At 62.6% G+C, this 17,627-nt stretch carries 16 protein-coding genes; 11 read left to right on the plus strand and 5 right to left on the minus strand.

Annotation, left to right across the window (positions count from 1 at the left end; all coding sequences use genetic code 11):
• The first annotated feature begins 113 nt into the window (after positions 1 to 113).
• The 3 genes from BO996_RS09535 to BO996_RS09545 all read left to right on the plus strand — a co-directional run bounded on the left by BO996_RS09535 (position 114) and on the right by BO996_RS09545 (position 5,315).
• Positions 114 to 2,372, plus strand: coding sequence for a hypothetical protein (locus BO996_RS09535; protein ID WP_071954595.1), 2,259 nt, complete (start codon positions 114 to 116; stop codon positions 2,370 to 2,372).
• Between the two features lie 71 nt (positions 2,373 to 2,443).
• Positions 2,444 to 3,559 carry a 3-deoxy-7-phosphoheptulonate synthase gene (locus tag BO996_RS09540; RefSeq protein ID WP_043825515.1) on the plus strand — a complete coding sequence of 372 codons (1,116 nt, stop codon included), beginning with the start codon at positions 2,444 to 2,446 and terminating at the stop codon, positions 3,557 to 3,559.
• 523 nt (positions 3,560 to 4,082) lie between these two features.
• Positions 4,083 to 5,315 carry a multidrug transporter MatE gene (locus BO996_RS09545; RefSeq protein WP_232240495.1) on the plus strand — a complete coding sequence of 411 codons (1,233 nt, stop codon included), beginning with the start codon at positions 4,083 to 4,085 and terminating at the stop codon, positions 5,313 to 5,315.
• Between the two features lie 106 nt (positions 5,316 to 5,421).
• Here BO996_RS09545 and BO996_RS09550 read toward each other — a convergent pair whose 3' ends face one another.
• Genes BO996_RS09550 through BO996_RS09560 form a run of 3 tightly spaced genes read right to left on the minus strand, consistent with a single transcriptional unit; the run spans position 5,422 to position 7,269 of the window.
• On the minus strand, positions 5,422 to 5,877 hold the full coding sequence (locus tag BO996_RS09550; protein WP_071954597.1) for a PaaI family thioesterase: 456 nt from the start codon (positions 5,875 to 5,877) through the stop codon (positions 5,422 to 5,424).
• Complete coding sequence (locus BO996_RS09555; RefSeq protein ID WP_071954598.1) at positions 5,870 to 6,337, minus strand: MerR family DNA-binding transcriptional regulator; 468 nt, start codon at positions 6,335 to 6,337, stop codon at positions 5,870 to 5,872. Before BO996_RS09555 ends, BO996_RS09550 begins: the two co-directional genes overlap by 8 nt.
• A 29-nt stretch (positions 6,338 to 6,366) precedes the next feature.
• Positions 6,367 to 7,269 (minus strand): LysR substrate-binding domain-containing protein, encoded by a 903-nt coding sequence (locus BO996_RS09560; protein ID WP_071954599.1) that lies wholly within the window; start codon positions 7,267 to 7,269, stop codon positions 6,367 to 6,369.
• A 117-nt stretch (positions 7,270 to 7,386) separates the two neighbouring features.
• Here BO996_RS09560 and BO996_RS09565 point away from each other — a divergent pair, with 117 nt between their 5' ends.
• Positions 7,387 to 8,010 (plus strand): glutathione S-transferase family protein, encoded by a 624-nt coding sequence (locus BO996_RS09565; RefSeq protein ID WP_071954600.1) that lies wholly within the window; start codon positions 7,387 to 7,389, stop codon positions 8,008 to 8,010.
• Positions 8,011 to 8,030: 20 nt separating this feature from the next.
• The gene (locus BO996_RS09570) at positions 8,031 to 9,068 is read left to right on the plus strand and encodes an LLM class oxidoreductase (protein ID WP_071954601.1); all 1,038 of its coding nucleotides are present in this window, start codon (positions 8,031 to 8,033) and stop codon (positions 9,066 to 9,068) included.
• A gap of 63 nt (positions 9,069 to 9,131) precedes the next feature.
• Here BO996_RS09570 and BO996_RS09575 read toward each other — a convergent pair whose 3' ends face one another.
• Positions 9,132 to 9,914 (minus strand): SDR family NAD(P)-dependent oxidoreductase, encoded by a 783-nt coding sequence (locus tag BO996_RS09575; protein ID WP_071954602.1) that lies wholly within the window; start codon positions 9,912 to 9,914, stop codon positions 9,132 to 9,134.
• A gap of 66 nt (positions 9,915 to 9,980) precedes the next feature.
• Here BO996_RS09575 and BO996_RS09580 point away from each other — a divergent pair, with 66 nt between their 5' ends.
• Positions 9,981 to 10,916, plus strand: coding sequence for a LysR family transcriptional regulator (locus tag BO996_RS09580; RefSeq protein ID WP_071954603.1), 936 nt, complete (start codon positions 9,981 to 9,983; stop codon positions 10,914 to 10,916).
• Positions 10,917 to 10,966: 50 nt separating this feature from the next.
• Here BO996_RS09580 and hchA read toward each other — a convergent pair whose 3' ends face one another.
• Complete coding sequence (gene hchA / locus BO996_RS09585) at positions 10,967 to 11,815, minus strand: glyoxalase III HchA (RefSeq protein ID WP_071954604.1); 849 nt, start codon at positions 11,813 to 11,815, stop codon at positions 10,967 to 10,969.
• Positions 11,816 to 12,166: 351 nt separating this feature from the next.
• Here hchA and BO996_RS09590 point away from each other — a divergent pair, with 351 nt between their 5' ends.
• The 5 genes from BO996_RS09590 (at position 12,167) to BO996_RS09610 (ending at position 17,589) form a co-directional block, all read left to right on the plus strand.
• On the plus strand, positions 12,167 to 13,768 hold the full coding sequence (locus BO996_RS09590) for a Fic family protein (protein ID WP_071954605.1): 1,602 nt from the start codon (positions 12,167 to 12,169) through the stop codon (positions 13,766 to 13,768).
• A 1,194-nt stretch (positions 13,769 to 14,962) separates the two neighbouring features.
• Positions 14,963 to 15,964 (plus strand): hypothetical protein, encoded by a 1,002-nt coding sequence (locus BO996_RS28935; protein ID WP_071954606.1) that lies wholly within the window; start codon positions 14,963 to 14,965, stop codon positions 15,962 to 15,964.
• Between the two features lie 530 nt (positions 15,965 to 16,494).
• Positions 16,495 to 16,896, plus strand: a complete 402-nt coding sequence (locus tag BO996_RS09600) for a hypothetical protein (RefSeq protein WP_071954607.1) — start codon at positions 16,495 to 16,497, stop codon at positions 16,894 to 16,896.
• Between the two features lie 25 nt (positions 16,897 to 16,921).
• Entirely contained in the window at positions 16,922 to 17,236 is a 315-nt protein-coding gene (locus BO996_RS09605) for an ArsR/SmtB family transcription factor (protein WP_016454521.1), read from the plus strand.
• Complete coding sequence (locus BO996_RS09610) at positions 17,233 to 17,589, plus strand: SRPBCC family protein (RefSeq protein ID WP_071954608.1); 357 nt, start codon at positions 17,233 to 17,235, stop codon at positions 17,587 to 17,589. Before BO996_RS09605 ends, BO996_RS09610 begins: the two co-directional genes overlap by 4 nt.
• Positions 17,590 to 17,627: the final 38 nt, after the last annotated feature.

Consider the following 17,627-nt stretch of genomic DNA (forward strand, 5'->3'; position numbering starts at 1 on the left):
TCGTTGACAAATGTCTTCAATTGAGCAGGCCGAATGACTTTTAAACTGCGGCCCTTTTTCGGTTTTTCGTTTTCGTTTTTTGAATGTTGGCCAGAGCGGCCGTTGGGTATTTCATGCAGCAGCAACATGCTTGGGAGTTTTTTCGCGCCGGTGGAGTGGACCAGGTGGTCATCCGCACCGGGCAGGACATTGCGCACATCGGCGAGCTGGACCAGAAGCTGTGGGTGGCCCTGGCCTGCCCCACGCGCGGCATCGAGTTCGACAGCGACACGCTGGACCTGATCGACGAAGACAAGGACGGCCGCATCCGCCCGCCCGAACTGATTGCCGCCTGCCAATGGGCCGTGGCGCGCGTGCGTGATCCCCAGGTGCTGGCCGATGGCGGCGACGTGCTGCAACTGTCCAGCCTGGAGCGCGACAGCGAGCAGGGCGCCCTGCTGCATGCCGAGGCCGAGCGCATGCTGGCCCTGTCCGGCCAGGCCGGCGGCGCCGCGCTGAGCCTGGCCCAGGTGCGCGAGCGCCTGGCCTCCCTGGCGGCCATGCGCTTCAATGGCGACGGCATCGTCAGCCCCGCCACCGCCGGGGACGACAAGGCGCTGGCCGCGCTGGTCGAGCGCATCGGCAAGACCTATGGCACGGCGGCGGGCGCCGATGGCGTGGCCGGCATCGCACGCAAGCAGGCCGAGTCCTTCTATGCCGACCTGCGTTCCCTGCGCGACTGGCATGCAGGCGCCGAAGCCCTGGGCTGCGGCATTGCCGAGCGCGACCAGGCCCTGGCCGCGGCCCGCGCCGTGGACGCGGTGCAGGCCAAGGTGGACGACTTCTTCGCACGCACGCGGCTGGCCGCCTTCGACACGCGTGCGCAGGACCCGCTCAACCCCTCCATCGAAGGCTATGCCGCCCTGGGCCGTGAGGTGCTGGACAGCGGCGCCCAGGCCATTGCCGCGCTGCCGCTGGCCGCCGTGGCGGCCGACCGCGCGCTGCCGCTGGCCCAGGGCGTGAACCCCGCCTGGGCCGGTGCGCTGCAGGCCCTGCGCGAGCAGGCCGTGCAGCCCGTGCTGGGCGAAGACCTGCAGGAGATCACCGCCGCGCAGTGGGAGCAGGTCAAGGCCGCCCTGCAGCCCTGCCGCCAATGGCTGGCGGCCCGTCCCGCCACGCCGCTCGATGCCCTGTCGCAACAGGAGGTGCAGGCGCTGCTGGACGGCGGGCAGGAAGCCGCGCTGCTGGACCTCATTGCCCAGGACGAGTCCGAGAAGGAACACAGCCTGCAGGCCGTGGCGCTGGAAAAGCTCATCCGCCTGCAGCGCGACCTGCTGGTGCTGCTCAACAACTTCGTCTCGTTCAGCCTCTTTTGCCGGCGCGAGGGCGCGGCCTTCCAGGCCGGCACGCTCTACCTGGATGCGCGCAGCTGCGACCTGACCGTGGAAGTGAGCGACACCGCCGCCCACGCCGCGCTGGCCGGCCGTGCCAAGACCTGCCTGGCCTACTGCGAGCTGCGGCGCGAGGGCAAGAAGAAAGCCATCGTCGCGGCCTTCACGGCGGGCGATGTGGACTTTCTCTTCGTGGGCCGCAACGGCGTGTTCTATGACCGCGCGGGCAACGACTGGGACGCCACCATCGTCAAGCTCATCGAGAACCCCACCAGCATCGGCCAGGCCTTCTTCCTGCCCTACAAGAAGTTCCTGCGCATGGTGGAGGAACAGGTGGCCAAGCGCGCCTCGGCCAAGGAAGAGGGCGTGACCGCCAGCCTGGGCACGCAGGCCGGCCAGCTGGTCACGGCGCCCGGCACCGCTGCGGCCAACGCCACAGCCGCCACAGCCGCCACCGCTGCGGCCGCATCGCGCAAGACCGATGTAGGCACCGTGGCCGCCCTGGGTGTGGCGCTGGGCTCCATCAGCGCCGTGCTGGTGGGCATCTTCGGCAAGTTCATCGACCTGGGGCCCTGGATTCCCGTGGCCCTGGTCGGCCTCATCGCGGCCATCTCCGGGCCCAGCATGATGATTGCCTGGCTCAAGCTGCGCCAGCGCAGCCTGGGGCCCATCCTGGACGCCAGCGGCTGGGCCATCAACGGCCGCATGCGCATCAACCTGCCGCTGGGCCGCAGCCTGTCGCAGACCGCCAAGGTGCCGGTGGGCGCGCGGCGCACGGCGGGCGATCCCTATGCGGAAGGCAACGGCCTGCGCAACACCCTGGTGGCGCTGGCCGTGGTGGCCTTGCTGGCGCTGATGGCCTGGCGCCTGCACTGGGTCGATGGCCTGCTGCCCGCCGGCTGGCAGTACGGCGCGGCACCGGCCGCTGTGCCGGCTGCGCCAGAGTCCGCGCCTGCGCCAGCACCGGCACCGGCACCGGCACCGGCACCGGCGGCTCAGTAAGTCGATGCCTAGGGGCGGGCAAGCCACTTGCCCGCCCCGGTCGGGAAACCTCAAGGCGCCACAATAGCGCCATGACCACCCCCACCCACGTACAACGCAGTGCCGTGCCCCTGAGCACGCACGACACCACCCGCATCGACGACCTGCGCATCAAGGCCGTGCGCCCCCTGATCACCCCGGCCCTGCTGCAGGAATGGCTGCCCGCGCCCGAAGCCGCGCAGCAATTGGTGGAAACCAGCCGCGCCGCCATCTCGGACGTGCTGCAGGGCCGGGACGACCGGCTCATCGTCGTCGTCGGTCCCTGCTCCATCCACGACCACGACCAGGCCATGGACTATGCGCGCCAGCTCAAGGCCCAGGCCGACGCCCTGGCCGGCGAGCTGCTCGTGGTCATGCGCGTCTACTTCGAGAAGCCCCGCACCACCGTGGGCTGGAAGGGCTACATCAACGACCCGCACCTGGACGGCAGCTTCGCCATCAACGAAGGCCTGGAAATGGCACGCGCCCTGCTGCTGGACGTGCTGGCCCTGGGCCTGCCCGTGGGCACGGAATTCCTGGACCTGCTGTCGCCGCAATTCATCAGCGACCTGGTCAGCTGGGGCGCCATTGGCGCGCGCACCACGGAAAGCCAGAGCCACCGCCAGCTGGCCAGCGGCCTGTCCTGCCCCGTGGGCTTCAAGAACGGCACGGACGGCGGCGTCAAGGTGGCCAGCGATGCCATCCAGGCGGCCAGCGCGCCCCACGCCTTCATGGGCATGACCAAGATGGGCCAGTCCGCCATCTTCGAGACCCGCGGCAATGGCGACTGCCACGTCATCCTGCGCGGCGGCAAGCAGCCCAACTACGGCGCCGAGCATGTGCAGGCCGCCTGCGCCCTGCTGGAAGGCGCAGGCCTGCGCCCGCAGGTCATGATCGATGTCTCCCACGCCAACAGCAGCAAGCAGCACCGCCGCCAGATCGACGTGGCGGCCGACGTGGCCCAGCAGATCGCCGGTGGCGATGCCCGCATCACGGGGCTGATGATCGAAAGCCACCTGCAGGAAGGGCGGCAGGACATCGTGGACGGCCAGCCGCTGGCGCATGGCGTGTCCGTGACCGATGCCTGCATCAGCCTGGAGCAGACCGTGCCTGTGCTGGAGCAGCTGGCTGCGGCGGTGAAGGCGCGGCGGGCGAAGCTGCGGGGGTGAGTTGACTGGCCGGGTCTGTTTTGGACCCGCGTCAGGCAATGGGGCAGTCCTGTCCTTCGGCAGGACTGCAATGCAACGGCCACAGCGCAATGGCATGCATATGAGCCGCCGATGTAAAAGCAGGGTCGGCAGACTGCGAATTCCATTCAGGCGCTGGTGCAGCCCAGGCTGTGCATCAAGACTTTCAGATCAGTCCGATTGCATCATGCATTTTTGCAATGAATGATTGATTTATTCATATCGGATTAAAAAATTCTTCTATTGCTGCATCCAGATGTATTTCGAGGATTGCACCAATATATTTGGCCGTCATTGTTATGGTGGTCCATATTCCGGGATGAGAGGGGCGAAGGACAAGGGAAATTAATGGCTCTATCAAAGAAGAGCAGGATCTTCATTTCAAAGAATTTGAGTCATATATAATGGGGTTTGATTCTGCGGAGGACGATCAAGTATGAGGCCTGGTGATGCAAAGCGGGTATTTGATCTTGCAGTTGGGCGATCTGCCCCACCGCTTGCCTCCATGGTCACCATTTTTGCCATTAGTTTCTATAGCTCGACTCTCGTTGCCCAATTCAGCATAGCCCTTTCCTTTGCATCACTTTTCTTTGTATTGCCAGCGAGTATTGGCGCCATCTTCTTTTCGGAAATAGCTGCCAGCAAAGATAAGGAGCAGTCAGACTCACTCATCAGTTTGCTGCTTTGGCTGGTCCTCCTATACACCGGGTTTTGTTTTATTCTGGTGTATTGGCTTCCTGTTATCTCGAAGACCCTGATATCCGGTTTGCCAGAGGAACTGTTGGATGGGGCCGTATCGCAGGCAAGATTGATAATTCTGTGTATTCCCTTCTTCGGAATCATCAATGTATGTAGCTGCGTTCTTGAGTCAAGATCACATACTGCCATCGTTGCAAAATTCAGAATGTGGCAGGTTTTTTTCCATGTAGCCTGCGTCATTGTGGTGCTGGCGCTGCTTGGGAAGAATGAGTGGATGAGTGATGATTCGATCGCTCTTGCCTATCTGTTCAGTGACATCATTTTTTCCGTTGCCGCATATGCTTTGATGCGGAAATACGGTCAATTCAGTTTTTCATTCAATTTTCGTGGATTGCCTGGTAGAAGAATATTTTCCGTCTTGATCCCTGGCTATGCCAATGCGTTCTTTGGGAAATATCTGCTTTATATATTGTCAATGTCTGTTGCAGGGCTGGGTGCAATGTATTCTGCAATTCAATCTCAAGCTTCTGCCATATTGCTGCTGGCAGAACTGCCTGCCATGGGAGTCTGTGCTCTTCTGGTAATGGAGATATCCAAAAATCGTGGAAAATGGGTAGTGCAATTTCAGTTCATCAAAGATTCATCGTCATTGATGATTTTTTGTGCCATTATTCCAGTTGTTGCATTGTCTGTATTCATGCTGTTCTATGAAATATCAGAAGCGAATGGTTCTCAAATTGTCGGGGAAGGTTTCCTTTCCTTGGTGTGCAAAGGAATTACGGATGCGGTGTTCTTCTATGTCGCAGCAATTTCTGGGGGGCTAGGTCTTTATTGGTCGTCAAGAATCATTTTTTGGGTTGTTTACGCATTGGTGTTTTTTGCTCCAATGTCATTGGGTTTTCATGGCTCCAGCTATTCCATGATCAACTATATTTTCTCGTTTTCTTCTCTCATGTCCTGTGTGATGTTGGTATTGCTTATTCACTATAGGCGAGAGTCTCTATCTGAAGAGAAGATTGGCTTGAAGGAAAGCTTGTAGCTGTGGTGGCCTTGGCGAGGTCGTCTGCCCTTCGACAACCTCGCAGCCCCGCAACCGCCACGACTTAGGCGCTGACATACGGGGTGGGGAGACCGGGGGATCGTTCTCAGGCCCGCACGGGCCTCGGCTCCAGATTGCGCGCCGTCCCCAGCCAGGTCGCGCAATGCGTTTCATGTCCATCCTCGGCCACCGCGTACAGGTCCGCCGCGCAGATGCTGAGCACGCGGCCGGCATCCACCACGCGGCCGCGCGCGCGCAGGTGGGTGCCGCGTGCGGGGGCGAAGAGCTTCACGCTGCCGTCCACCGTGGCATTGGCCCAGCCAGCAGGCAGCAGTGAACCTGCGGCCGACACCGCCGCAAAGTCGCCCAGCGCAAAGATCGCCGTGGCCTGTAATTGGCCCGGCTGAAAGCACAGGGCATCGGCAATGGGCATCTCCAGCTCGGTGGCGCCGGGCTCGGCCCGTACAAAGCGCAGGCCCAGGGTGCGCGCCATGGGCATGGCCAGCACGGCCTTCTGCAGCGCCTGGGTGGATGGGGTGGGGTGCGTGGTCGGCTCAGTCATGGCTTGTCTCCTTCGTAGTGGGTGAAACGGCACGGCGCACGCGCGGCCAGGGCGCGGCGGGTTTGTCGGGGGTGCTGGCTGGGGTCGGTGCCGTTTGCGCCAGATCCCGCTCGGCCTGGCGGGCGCGCAGCCACTGCACATGGTCCAGGGCCTGGGCGCGCTGGGCCTGCAGCGCGGCGATCTGCTCGTCTATCTCCTGCACGCGCTGCTGCACGGCATCGGCCAGGTCACCGGGGCCTATGCGCCCCGCACGCCAGGCGCGCAGGTTCTCCGCAATGCGCGGCAGCCCGAACCCCAGCGCGCGGGACATGGCGATGAACACCACCTCGCGCCGGGCCGAGCGCGGATAGTCGCGGTAGCCATTGGGCAGGCGCCGGGGCTTGAGCAGGCCCGCGCGCTCGTAGTGGCGCAGCGCGTGGATGGAGACGCCCGTGAGCTGGGCGAGTTCGGAGATCAGCATGTGCCAAGGCTAGCAAGGCTCGTGCTGGGCTAAGGTTGGGAAGGGGACAGCTTTTTCCCCGCCTCGTCGCGAATCCAGTCCAGGAACGCGCGCACTTCGGGGCGGTCGGCCGCTCCGGGCCGCGTCACCGCGTAGTAGGCAAATCGTGCGGGCCATGGCTTGTCCAGCACCTGGATGAGCCGGCCCGCCGCGATTTCTTCCTGGGCATAGGCCTGCGGCACCAGCGCCAGGCCCTGGCCAGCCTCTGCCGCACGGATCAGCAGGAAGTCATCGTCAAAGGCACTGCCGCGCTCCGCGCGCATGTCGTCGGCCACGCCATGCGCTTTCAGCCAGAGCGGCCAGTCTGCGCGGTCGCCGTCATGCAGCAGGGGGTAGCCCAGGCAATCGCCTGCCTCATGGATCACTGCCCCGTGCGCCTTCAGGAACCCCGGCGAGGCGACGGGCGTCAGAACTGGCGCCATGAGGGGGAGAACCTCCAGCCCCGGATAGTCTCCCAGCCCATGGCGCAAGGCCACGTCCACCCGGTCGCGCCGCAGGTCCACCAGTTCCGACGTGGCCTCCACGCGCATTTCGATGTCCGGGTGCAATTGCTTGAAACGCCCCAGCCGGGGCACCAGCCACGATGCCGCGAACGTGGCGACCGTGCTGACGGTCAGGCTCCGTCTTGCCTTGGTGCTTTCCAGGTCGTGCATGGCCTGGTCGATTTGAAGAAACGCTTCGCGCAGCCTGGGGAACACGCTGGCGCCTGCCTCGGTCAGTCGCATGCCAAGGCGCTCACGCTCCAGCAACACCACTCCCAGGCGGTCTTCCAGCACGCGGATCTGCTGGCTGACGGCGCCGGGCGTGACGTGCAGGGCCTGTGCCGCGGCCTTGACGCTTTTGCGCTGCCCCACTTCCACGAAAGTGCGCAGCGCCTGCAATGGGTAGGTCATCTTATTTTTAGATTTACTAAATTCTTGGAGCAGAAATCATCGCTTTAAATTAGACGTATATCTGTTGAAAATAAGTCTTTCCAGCGATTCTATGAATTAAGTTTATCTAAAATTTAAATGCTCCATCTCTATTCAGACAGCTCCCCCAATGGCTTCAAGGTGACCATTGCGCTTGAAGAACTTTCGCTGCCTTACCAGCTGCACCATGTGCGCATCGATGAAGGCGAGCACCGGCAGCCGGCCTTTCTGGCGCTGAATCCCCATGGCCGCATTCCCGTGCTCACGGACAGCGAGACGGGTGTGGTGTTGTTTGAGTCAGCGGCCATTCTTCTGTACCTGGCCGACAGGAGCGGGCACCTGCTGCCAGAGGACCTGCAGGCCCGCTGGGAGGCGATCAAATGGCTGCAATTCCATGCGTCCAGTGTCGGGCCGCTGCTGGGCCAGCGCGTGCACTTCGAGCTGTTCGCGGACAGCCCGGTTCCTGCCGCAATCGAACGCTACCGGCGCCTGACGGAGCAGGCGTTCACGGTGCTGGACCACGCGCTGGAGGGCCGTTCCTACTTGGCCGGCGACTGCTACTCCATTGCAGACATTGCCCATTTCGGTTGGACGCACATCGCGCGAATCATCCACTTCGACTTCAGCCGGCACCGCCATCTGAGCGCATGGCATGAGCGGGTCGCGGCGCGGCCTGCGGTGCGCAAGGGCATCACGCTGCCGGCACCGGCAACCGGCGCATGAACACGAGTCAGGTCCAGACAATGAACGCAACTCCTCTCTCCCCGCGCACGGGTGGGGCTTCCTATGCCTCGTTCTACGCACACCCTGGCTACCGGCGCATGTTTGCACCAGACCGGCTGACCGTGGGCATCTTCCTGCCGCTGCGCAGCTACAAGGGCGACATGTCGGTGCTGCGCGGGCAGGCCGATCTGGTCACCCGCATCGACCAGCATGGCTTTGCCGCCGTGTGGGTGCGCGATGTCCCCTTGTTCGATCCCTCGTTCGGGGACGCAGGGCAGGTGTTCGACCCCTTCACCTACCTGTCCTTCCTGGCGGCCCGTACCCGCAAGATCGCCTTGGCCACCGGCAGCGCCATCGTCTCCCTGCGCCATCCGATCGACCTGGCCAAGGCCGCCACAAGCATTGACCAGCTCTCCGGCGGCCGGCTGGTGATGGGCTTGGCCTCTGGCGACAGGCCGATGGAGTTTCCCGCCTACGGACTGGAACACGCGGCCCGGGCACAGCGCTTTTCCCAGGCCGTGGCCTATATGCGTCAGCTCATGCAGCCCGGGCACCTGGACATCGATTCCCCGCTGGGGCGCCTGGAAGGAGCCGAGTTTCTCCCCCAGCCCGTTGCGGGGAGCATTCCGCTGATGGTGACGGGATCGTCAAGCCAGTCGCTGGCGTGGATTGCTGAGCATGCAGATGGCTGGCTGACCTACCCCGGTGCCACCCATACCCCCCGGGGGCCCCAGCACCTGGCGGAAAAAATCCGTGCCTGGCGTGACCTGATCCCTGGAGGCGCATTCCGCCCGCACATGACGAATGAGTGGATCGACCTGGTCGATGACCCCGGCCATCCCCCAACCCCGTTGCATGGGGGCTATGTCCTGCGCACCGGGCGCAAGGGACTGGTGGCATTGCTCGAACACTGGCAGGCGGCGGGGGTGAACCACGCGGCGCTGGGCATCCAGTGGACACAGCGCCCGCCCGCCGAGGTGCTGGAGGAACTGGCCCAGGAGGTGCTGCCGCACTTTCCCTCGCACGAAGGGCTGACGGCAGTGGCGGCTGACTGGTGAACGCAGGCCGGGGCCAGGAATGGCCGGGCCGCGGCAAGCTTGCATCCCTGAGACCGTGGGCATTCAAGCCGGCTGCGCTGCAGGCCTCATCACGCGCGCCGTGAACCGGGCCATGAACTCGCGCGTGGCAACGCGGGCGCCCAGGGCCGTCAGGTAGTTGGCGCAACCGTGCACCACCGAGGCGCGGTTGTCGTCGAAGGCTTTCAGCCCCAGGCGAACCACGTCCTCGCTGGACGCTTTTTTCCCAAACGATGCGGCCTCGCCGGCGCGGGCAAAGAACGCCGTGTCGGTAGCGCCCGGGCACAACGCCAGCACGCGAACGCCGCGTGGCCGGTACTCGGCCCAGAGCGCTTCGCTGAACGAAAGGACAAAGGCCTTGGTCGCGGCGTAGACCGCCATGTACGGGACCGGCTGAAACGCTGCCGTGGAGGCGATGTTGATGACGCCGCCCTGGCGCTGCTCCAGTGCGGGGAGACACAGGTGCGTCAGCTCCACCAGGGCGCCCACATTCAGGTCGATGGCCTCCCGCTGCATGGCCAGCGCCAGTTCATCAAACCTGCCATGGGTGCCGAAGCCTGCGTTGTTCACCAGCAGATCCGGCAGCAGGCCCCTGGCGCTGACGGCCTCGAAAACCCGCCGGGCCGCCCCGGGTGTCGCCAGGTCCTCGACCAGGAATTCGGCGCCGGGCAATTCGCTGGCGAGCTTTTCGAGCCTGTCGCGGCTGCGCGCGATCAGCACGACTTTGGCGCCACGGCGGGCAAGCTCCCTGGCGAATACTTCGCCGATGCCCATGGAGGCACCGGTCACCAGGACGGTTTTCTGGGAGAAATCAAAAGGGGTTTTCATGCACTCGAGTATTGCGACGGGGTGCCCGGCTGGGAATGGGCAGCGCTGGTAAGCTGATTTGCATTCATGAAAAACCAACCGCCCACCACCTGGGATGACTTGCGCGTGCTCCTGGCGCTTCACCGCCACCAAAGCCTGCTTGCTGCAGGCGCTGCCCTGGGCCTGTCCACCTCGACCGTCGCGCGGCGCATCGAAGCGCTGGAGCAATCCCTGGGCCGCGCCTTGGTACACCGAAGCAGCGCAGGGACGACGGTCGAGCCCGATGCGATGGAACTGGTGGAGCTGGCTGAGCAATTCGAGCTGGGACTGGGCGGCATCAAGCGCGACGACCGGCCCGATGAGAAGGCCCATGCGCTGACCGGCACCATTCGCGTCAGCATGGGAGAGGGCTTCGTGAAGCCCGTGACCGCCGTGCTCTCGCAGTTGAGAAGCGCGCATCCCGGGCTGCATATCGAAGTGGCCGTGGAGTCGCGCTTCACGGATGTCGGGCGGCGCGAAGTGGATGTGGCGCTCAGGGTCGGGCGCTCCAGCTCGGCCGTGGTGGTGGAGAAAGGGGTGGGGCAATTGACGTTTGGCCTGTACGCCTCGCACGGCTATGTCGAGCAGCGCCTGCCGGATCGCCACCTTCGCGTGCAGGACTTCGCCAGCCAAGATTTCGTGGGACAGGACCTGGCCATCGGCCGGCAGGACGCCTCCAACCTGTGGCTGGCCAGCCGGGGCGCCACCCGATTCGTCTTTCGATCCGGCTCCGACCTGGCCCGCCAGGAGGCCACGCAGCAAGGTCAGGGCATCTGCCTGCTGCCCGACGCCATGGCCCATGCCGTGCCCGGCCTGGCGCGCCTGGAGGTGGACGCGCCACTGCCGTCCTGCCCGGTGTACCTGGCCTATCACCGCGACCGCCGCAACGTGCCGGGCGTGCGGGCGGTCATTGACGCGCTGGGTGCGGCGCTGGCATACGGGCTGCAACTGCCAGCGGAAAAAGCGGCAGTGGAACGACCCTGAGCCGAACTTCGCCTTGCTGCGGCTGACAACACGAAACGGAAACGTTTACTTCAGGCTGCGACTTCCGCGAGCAAGGTTTTGGCGGCAAGCTTGCCGAGCGCATTGCCAGCCAGCGGGCTGTCGCCCGTGATGAGTTGCCGGTCCCGGTGCACCGCGCCCGAGATGCCATCGTTCACGATCTCGATTCCCAAGGCCTTGAGTCTTTCGCCGAACTTCCAGGTCAGGTGACCCGGCATGTAGCCGATGTCGGGGGTCTGCGCATCGAGCGCGTCGGGGAAGGCACATATCTTGTAGCCCCGGTAGATGTCGCTATCGCCAACCGCGAGGAATGCGGCAGGGCCGTGGCACAGGGAGATGACGAACCGGTTGTTGGCGGCCGCCCATTCCAGCACCGCCCCCACGTCACGGCTGTCGGGCAGGCCGATCAGTGCGCCATGCCCGCCAGGCACGAAGATGGCCGCATATTGCTCCAGGCCCTGCGCCAGCACAGACGACAGGCGCAACGGCTGCTTGAACTGCGGGTGGTACTTGTCGAAGAAGCCCTTGACCGTCTCGTCTTCGGAGGGCATGGCCCAGAACTCGAACTTGACGGGGTTTCCCGAAACCGTTGCCACGTCGAAGGCGAAGCCTGCCTTGTCGAGGTGGTACATGGGCAGCAAGGTTTCGACCGGATGGTTGCCGGTGGAAAAGAAGCTGCCGTTGTCGGTAAGCAGGTAGCGCTCGTCCGCGCCGATCATCAGGATCTTCTTGCTTCCTTGATAGGTTGTCGCGTAATCGGCATCCCGCAGGTCGGACTTGGGCGATGTGAACTGACTGAGCGAGTAGCGGGATGGAAAGAACGCATTGAACTCGGCCAGATCAGGTTGAGGTTGCTTGTCCTGGGTCGCTTGTTCAGCCATAGGGTACCTCTCGGGTAGGTTGCGGAAGGTCCAACGATGCTGCGGCAAAAATCCTGTGGCAGTGAGGCATTTCCGTCAATACGGTGCAGACAAAGTCGATGCTCCGCTTGTAGCCGCTGGACAGGATGTTCGGGTGGCCAATCCAACCACCGCGCGGTAGTGGCCTCGCAGGACGGGAGCGGCGCTTGAAGGGAGCGGCGAATATGCCTCGCAGTAAAAGTGACCCTAGCGCGGAGCGAATCCGGCGCCGACTGCCATGTTCGTCGATCTGGTGCGGGCCTTGACGCGTGCCGTTGATCGTAAGTGTTTTGTTGTAGAGAATGGCGCAGATAACTGTTTCAAGGGCGCCGTATGCAAAATGTAGATGGATACGCCGGATATAACTGGCTGTCGCAGGAGTACGACGTGGCGCCGGTGCAGCCCTTTCGGGTCCGCAGCGTCATAGGCTCGGCGCGCTCCAGAGCGGTGTCAAACGGCTTCACGGTCAAGACGTACCCAGCCCATTACCAGCCGGATGCGACGCTGAGCGCGCACTTGACGTTTGCACTCAAGCATGAGGGCGTCGAGCTGGACTTTCTCACCCGCCTTTTCGAAGTCACCGGACCTGAGCCCATCGCCAAATGGGTGCTGGAAGAACCCACGGGTGCATACGCGCGCCGCTGCGGCTTCCTCTATGAGTGGCTCACTGGCGCCATCCTGGATGGGGTGGGCGACGCCGGCGGGAACTATGTCGATTTGCTCGCCCCGTCCCAGTACCTCACCGCCACGGCGGCGGACAAGGTGCGCCGTTGGCGCATCAACAACAACCTGCCAGGCACCCGCGCCTTTTGCCCAATGGTCGACCTTGGGGAGCGAGGCCCGACTGATCCAGCGCCACTGCGCGCGGAGATCGACAGCATGGTGGATCAGTTCGGGCTCGAGACGATAGAGCGTGCTGTCAACTGGTTGACCATCAAGGAGAGCAAGGCCAGCTTTGCCATCGAGTCCGAGGGCAAGGAAGATGACCGCATCCGCCGTCTGGCGCGCGCCATGAGCACGCACTGCGGCAAGATCGAGTCCGCACTCACGGAAGAGGGGATGCTGCTGATTCAGCGGGCCGTCATGAGCGACAAGATGGTGGGCGCCAAGCTAGGCATTCGCCGGTCCCCGGTTTTTGTCGGGCACACCAACTCGATCTTCGAGCCCGTGATCGACTACCTGGCGCCGCACCATGAAATGATGGCCGAGATGATGGAGGGGCTGCGTGCGTTCGAGCAGCGTACCCGTGGGCAAAGCCCGCTGCTGCGAGCGGCGGCCCTGTCCTTCGGCTTCGTCTACATCCACCCGCTGAGTGACGGCAATGGCCGGCTCTCGCGCTTCCTGATCAACGACATCCTTCGGCGCGATGGCTTCCTGCCAGCGCCGGTGATCCTGCCGGTCTCGGCGGTGATCAGCGAGAACGCCATGCGGCGCGCCGCCTATGACACCGCCTTGGAGCACCTTTCGCGGCCGCTGATGGTCACGATGAATCCGGTGTGCACGTTCGGCGCGACCGTGAAACATGAAGACGGTGTCGAGTCCAACCTGCACGTAGCCGACTGGAGTCGGGGCCTGGCCACCTGGCGCTATGCCGACCTCACCCTCCAGTCCGAGTACCTGGTTGACGTCATCCGCCACTCGATCCTGCACGGGCTCAAGGACGAGGCCGTGTACCTCCTGCGTTACGACGCCGCACGCGACAGCCTCAAGGAAATCATCGAGGGCCGTGATGAGGACTATGCGACGATCATCCGATCTCTGGTGACCAACATGAAGGTCAGCAGCAGGCTGCGCAAGACGTACCCCGGGGTCTTCAGCGACGAAGACGTGGCCAAGCGCGTCGAGCGCGCGGTCTTCAAGGCCTTTGAGCTGCTGCCCGGCGATGACGATGATGACGATGAGGTGGTGCCGCGCCTGGATGTGGTGGCCCGATGAATTCTTGAGGGCACGTGTCAATTCAGCCTTCGGATCTCTCGATGCAATCCGGCCTTGCTCGATAGCGGGGTCCTGTTACTGCAGGAATAGCGCTTGCAGGCTATGGCAGCTCAGGCTCTGTCGATGTAGCTCGTTGGGTATCTGCTAACAGATCGCAACCAGCCTAAAGCTGCCGGCCAGCAGTCGGCTGGCGACCCTGAGCCGTTATCCAGCTAGAAACTAGAAAGCCGTCACTTATAGGTCAGCATGGTTTGAATAACCTCGATTTTCTACCGCCCCATGTCTCGCGATGTCGCAAACCGTGCCATTTCAAAAACAGGCGCACCCATTGGACATAGGCCTGCTCCTTGCGTAAGCTATAGTGCTTGTTACAAAGTCGCCCGCGGATCTGATTCAACAGCCATGTGGCACGTAAAGGAGAAGAGGTAGCGGATCTCATGGCTAGATTTGGCTCTGTGTTTTTATTCAGTACACCTGCTGCAGGGCTAGGCTACAAGCCCCTTGCGGCATTTTTTGCGTGCCAATTTAGACCGCAAGTGCCAGATATGGCCTGCGGGTTGGCGCGGTCTACATTGCGTTAGGTGGCTCATGGCGACTACATCTGCACAACTACGCGCTGATCTCTCACGCCGAATCAGAATGGGCGCCCCGCATGAGTGGGGAGAATTCTCAGAACTTTGGATGGCATTCAATGCCTTGTACGGCGGAGAGACCGATGCTCGGGAACGATCGAGAGTAATGACTTGTATTCGGCGAAATATGAGCGAGCTAGCCGCAGTTCGAGTCCTGCGTCAGAGCACCCAATCAGTAGATCAGATCCTCGCGGTCCCACCAGCCAATCTGCTTCTAAACCGATGGGATCCAAAGTTCAGAGCTGCCTCACAGAGATGCGCTGCTATGTATCGAAGCGAAGCCGAAACAGCGGTTGGCCGTTTGGCTGGCGTTGTCGGCGTTCTATACCAAATCCGGTGCAATTTGCTCCATGGGTCGAAAGATCCCAGCAACGACAGGGATCGAATCCTCGTGAAGGAAAGCCTGGTCGTTCTGAGCGCACTTCTTCCTGAACTGGAGGCGGCCCTTGTGCAGGCGGACGCTACCTAACCCTGCCGTCGAGAGGACGCTATCCGGCTTGCTGGCGAGCGACTCTCATGTCGAGCGTTAGACCGTATCAAACTCCCACGACTAGGCCACTCAATGTTCATACTGATTGAAGACCGCGCAGAGATTCGTAAGGCACAGTCTGAGCTCGAAGCGACAATTCGCCGCGAGTTTCCGACAACGACAGTTCGGGATATCGGCTGGCAAGGTGGTCGACAACCGCAAGCAAGTGTACGCACAAACGGAACGTACTGGTTTTGGTCCTCCGACCACAAGGACGAGGTCGCGAACCCCAGAAGGTTGAATTGGTTCGGGCGAATTGGAGATGGGGCCGGCGTGGCGATTGCAGTAGAGGTAAACACGCCTTACGTGGGCCGCAATAACTCCATTGCTGGTTTCTTTGCTCGAGACTCTACGAGCGGCCGGACTTATCTCTTCCATTCCGGGCGTGTCGGAGGTGGCGCTGAAGGCGTCAAGAAGGATGCGCTCGTTGCCTGGGCAGATCTCCAGCTTCAAGCTGTCCTCGCCAGCGACGGATCACATAAAGAAGGAATTCTTGTGATGCCCGTTTCGGGGCGAGGGGCTGTCCGCCCAGCAATTGCATATCTCCAATCCATCATTGACTTCAAGGCGGCGGTCCGCAACGGAGACACGCAGACGACACAAGCTAGGGAGAAGGAGCGGAAGCTGCGGGAGTACTTCGATGAATTCTTTGGGCGGAAGAGAGGACGAATCGCAGCACGCGACATTGACTATGTTTCTAGGCACGGCGAAGTCGTCAAGGCGCTGCAGGAGTGGCGCAAGCGAAGGGGCGTGAAAGCTGGCCATCGCGTAGTAAAAAACACGCTACTTGACCTCGGTGTCGCGAAGGGCTCTGACCTAGTAGAGGCTTTCGAGGTAAAGACATCGGCAACGCGAGGAGATATCTATACAGGCATTGGCCAACTAATCGTTCACGCCCAAAGTGCTGAATGTTCACGCACTCTCGTGTTGCCCGCTGATGAGACCTTGGCTAAGGACTTGGCAGCAGCTTTGGCGCGTAGCGAGATCCAAGTTCAGCTTTACCGGCTAACGGAAACGGACGTGATATTGCTTTGATCGCATCTGAACTTACGGGGAAGCGATCTAACAACTCCCTCGAGCGGAACGTTCAACAGCAGCCCTCCGCTTGGTGTTGAATGGTCCGCTCCTTGTGAACATTGAACGTCTGCTTTTACTCGAAGCCACCGGCTGCTCCTGGCCGTCTGCCGCCGTCTGAGAAGGCTGCCTCTCTGACGATATTGATACGCAGCCAGCAATCTCTTGCCGCGCAATCCTGCCGACATCCCGTCATAGCGGCTGCCTAGGCGTTCACCCCTGCCGCCCAGCCACCAACCCCAACACAGCTTTTTTCGCCTGCGCCCGACCACCGCGAGCAAGCTTGCTCCACGCCAGGATCACTTCGGCAAGATCATCGTCCTCGCAGTAAAGGTAGGCAGTCGGCACTCCGAGGATTTGCGCAATCCGGTGAGACATTTCCACGGGTGGCCGCCATCTTCGTATCCAAGCCGAAGACAACCATCCCAGCTTGCCTTCCGTTCTACTAATTCCGTAGAGACGCCCCTCGCCGATTCAACGAGCATCGCAGGATGCCTCATCATCCCGATCCTTCATCGGCTGCTTCTGCCAAGCCTCGGCTCGACGACCTCGCCATCGACGCCGTCCTGCACATGGGCGCCGCGCTGGATGTGCTGGACCTGCACGCTCGCCACAACATCACTGCCATCAATTGCGTCTGCCGGGACCTGCTGCGCATCTACTACGTGAAGGCCGATCAGGCGCAGTCGCTGGAGCCGCAGGACGCGGAATTGCTGGGCCTGTTGCACGACACGGCGGTGAATCTGGGCTATGCCATCGAGGTGGTGGACCATCTGAATGGCGACGAGGCCGACGACCCCATTCTTTATGCCGTGAGCTATCTGCTCAAGGCGGCCAAGCGGTTTGCGGATGAGGGCGTGGCGGCGGGATTGGCGTGCGGGGCTTGCGTTTGAAATAAGTGGTTGCTAAAGTGTCGCCATGCCCGAGAACGACATCTTCAAGGCCTTGGCCGACCCTACGCGCCGCTCCATCTTCGAGAAGCTGGCCGCTGGCAGCATGCATGCCAGCGCGCTGCGCGAGGGGATGGACATCAGCCAGTCGGCCATGTCCCAGCATCTGGCGGTGCTGCGCAACGCGGGGCTGGTGAGCGAGCAGCGGCAGGGGCGCTTCATGCATTACGAGGTCGATCCCGAAGGGCTGGCGCAGATTGCGGGCTGGCTGGCGAAGTACCGCGCCTACTGGCCGCAGCGCGTGGATGCACTCAAGGGCCTGCTCAAGGACATGGACCAATGAACAAGATGAGCAATATGGACACCGACGATACGGCCCGCGAGCTGGTGCAGGAGTACGCGCTGGACGCCCCGCCCGAGAAGGTCTGGCGCGCGCTGAGCATTCCCGAGCTGCGCGCGCAGTGGCTTCCGGGCACCGAGCATGCCGAGCCTTTGCTGCAGGTGCCGCAGCAGGAACTGCGCCTGCGGCTGCGCGAGGCGGAGCCGCCCTTTCTGGAAAGCACGGTGGACCTGCAGATCAGCCCCGGCGCCGATGGCGGCACGCTGCTGCGCATCGTCCATGTGCTGACCGATGCGCGGCTGCAGCCCGCCAGGGAAGCGGCCAACGACGGCGGCTTCCTGATGTACGCGACCTGATGCACGTGACCTGATACACGCGACCTGAGGGCCCCGGC

It is taken from the genome of Delftia sp. HK171, from assembly GCF_001886655.1.
GTDB classification, from domain to species: Bacteria; Pseudomonadota; Gammaproteobacteria; order Burkholderiales; family Burkholderiaceae_C; genus Comamonas; species Comamonas acidovorans.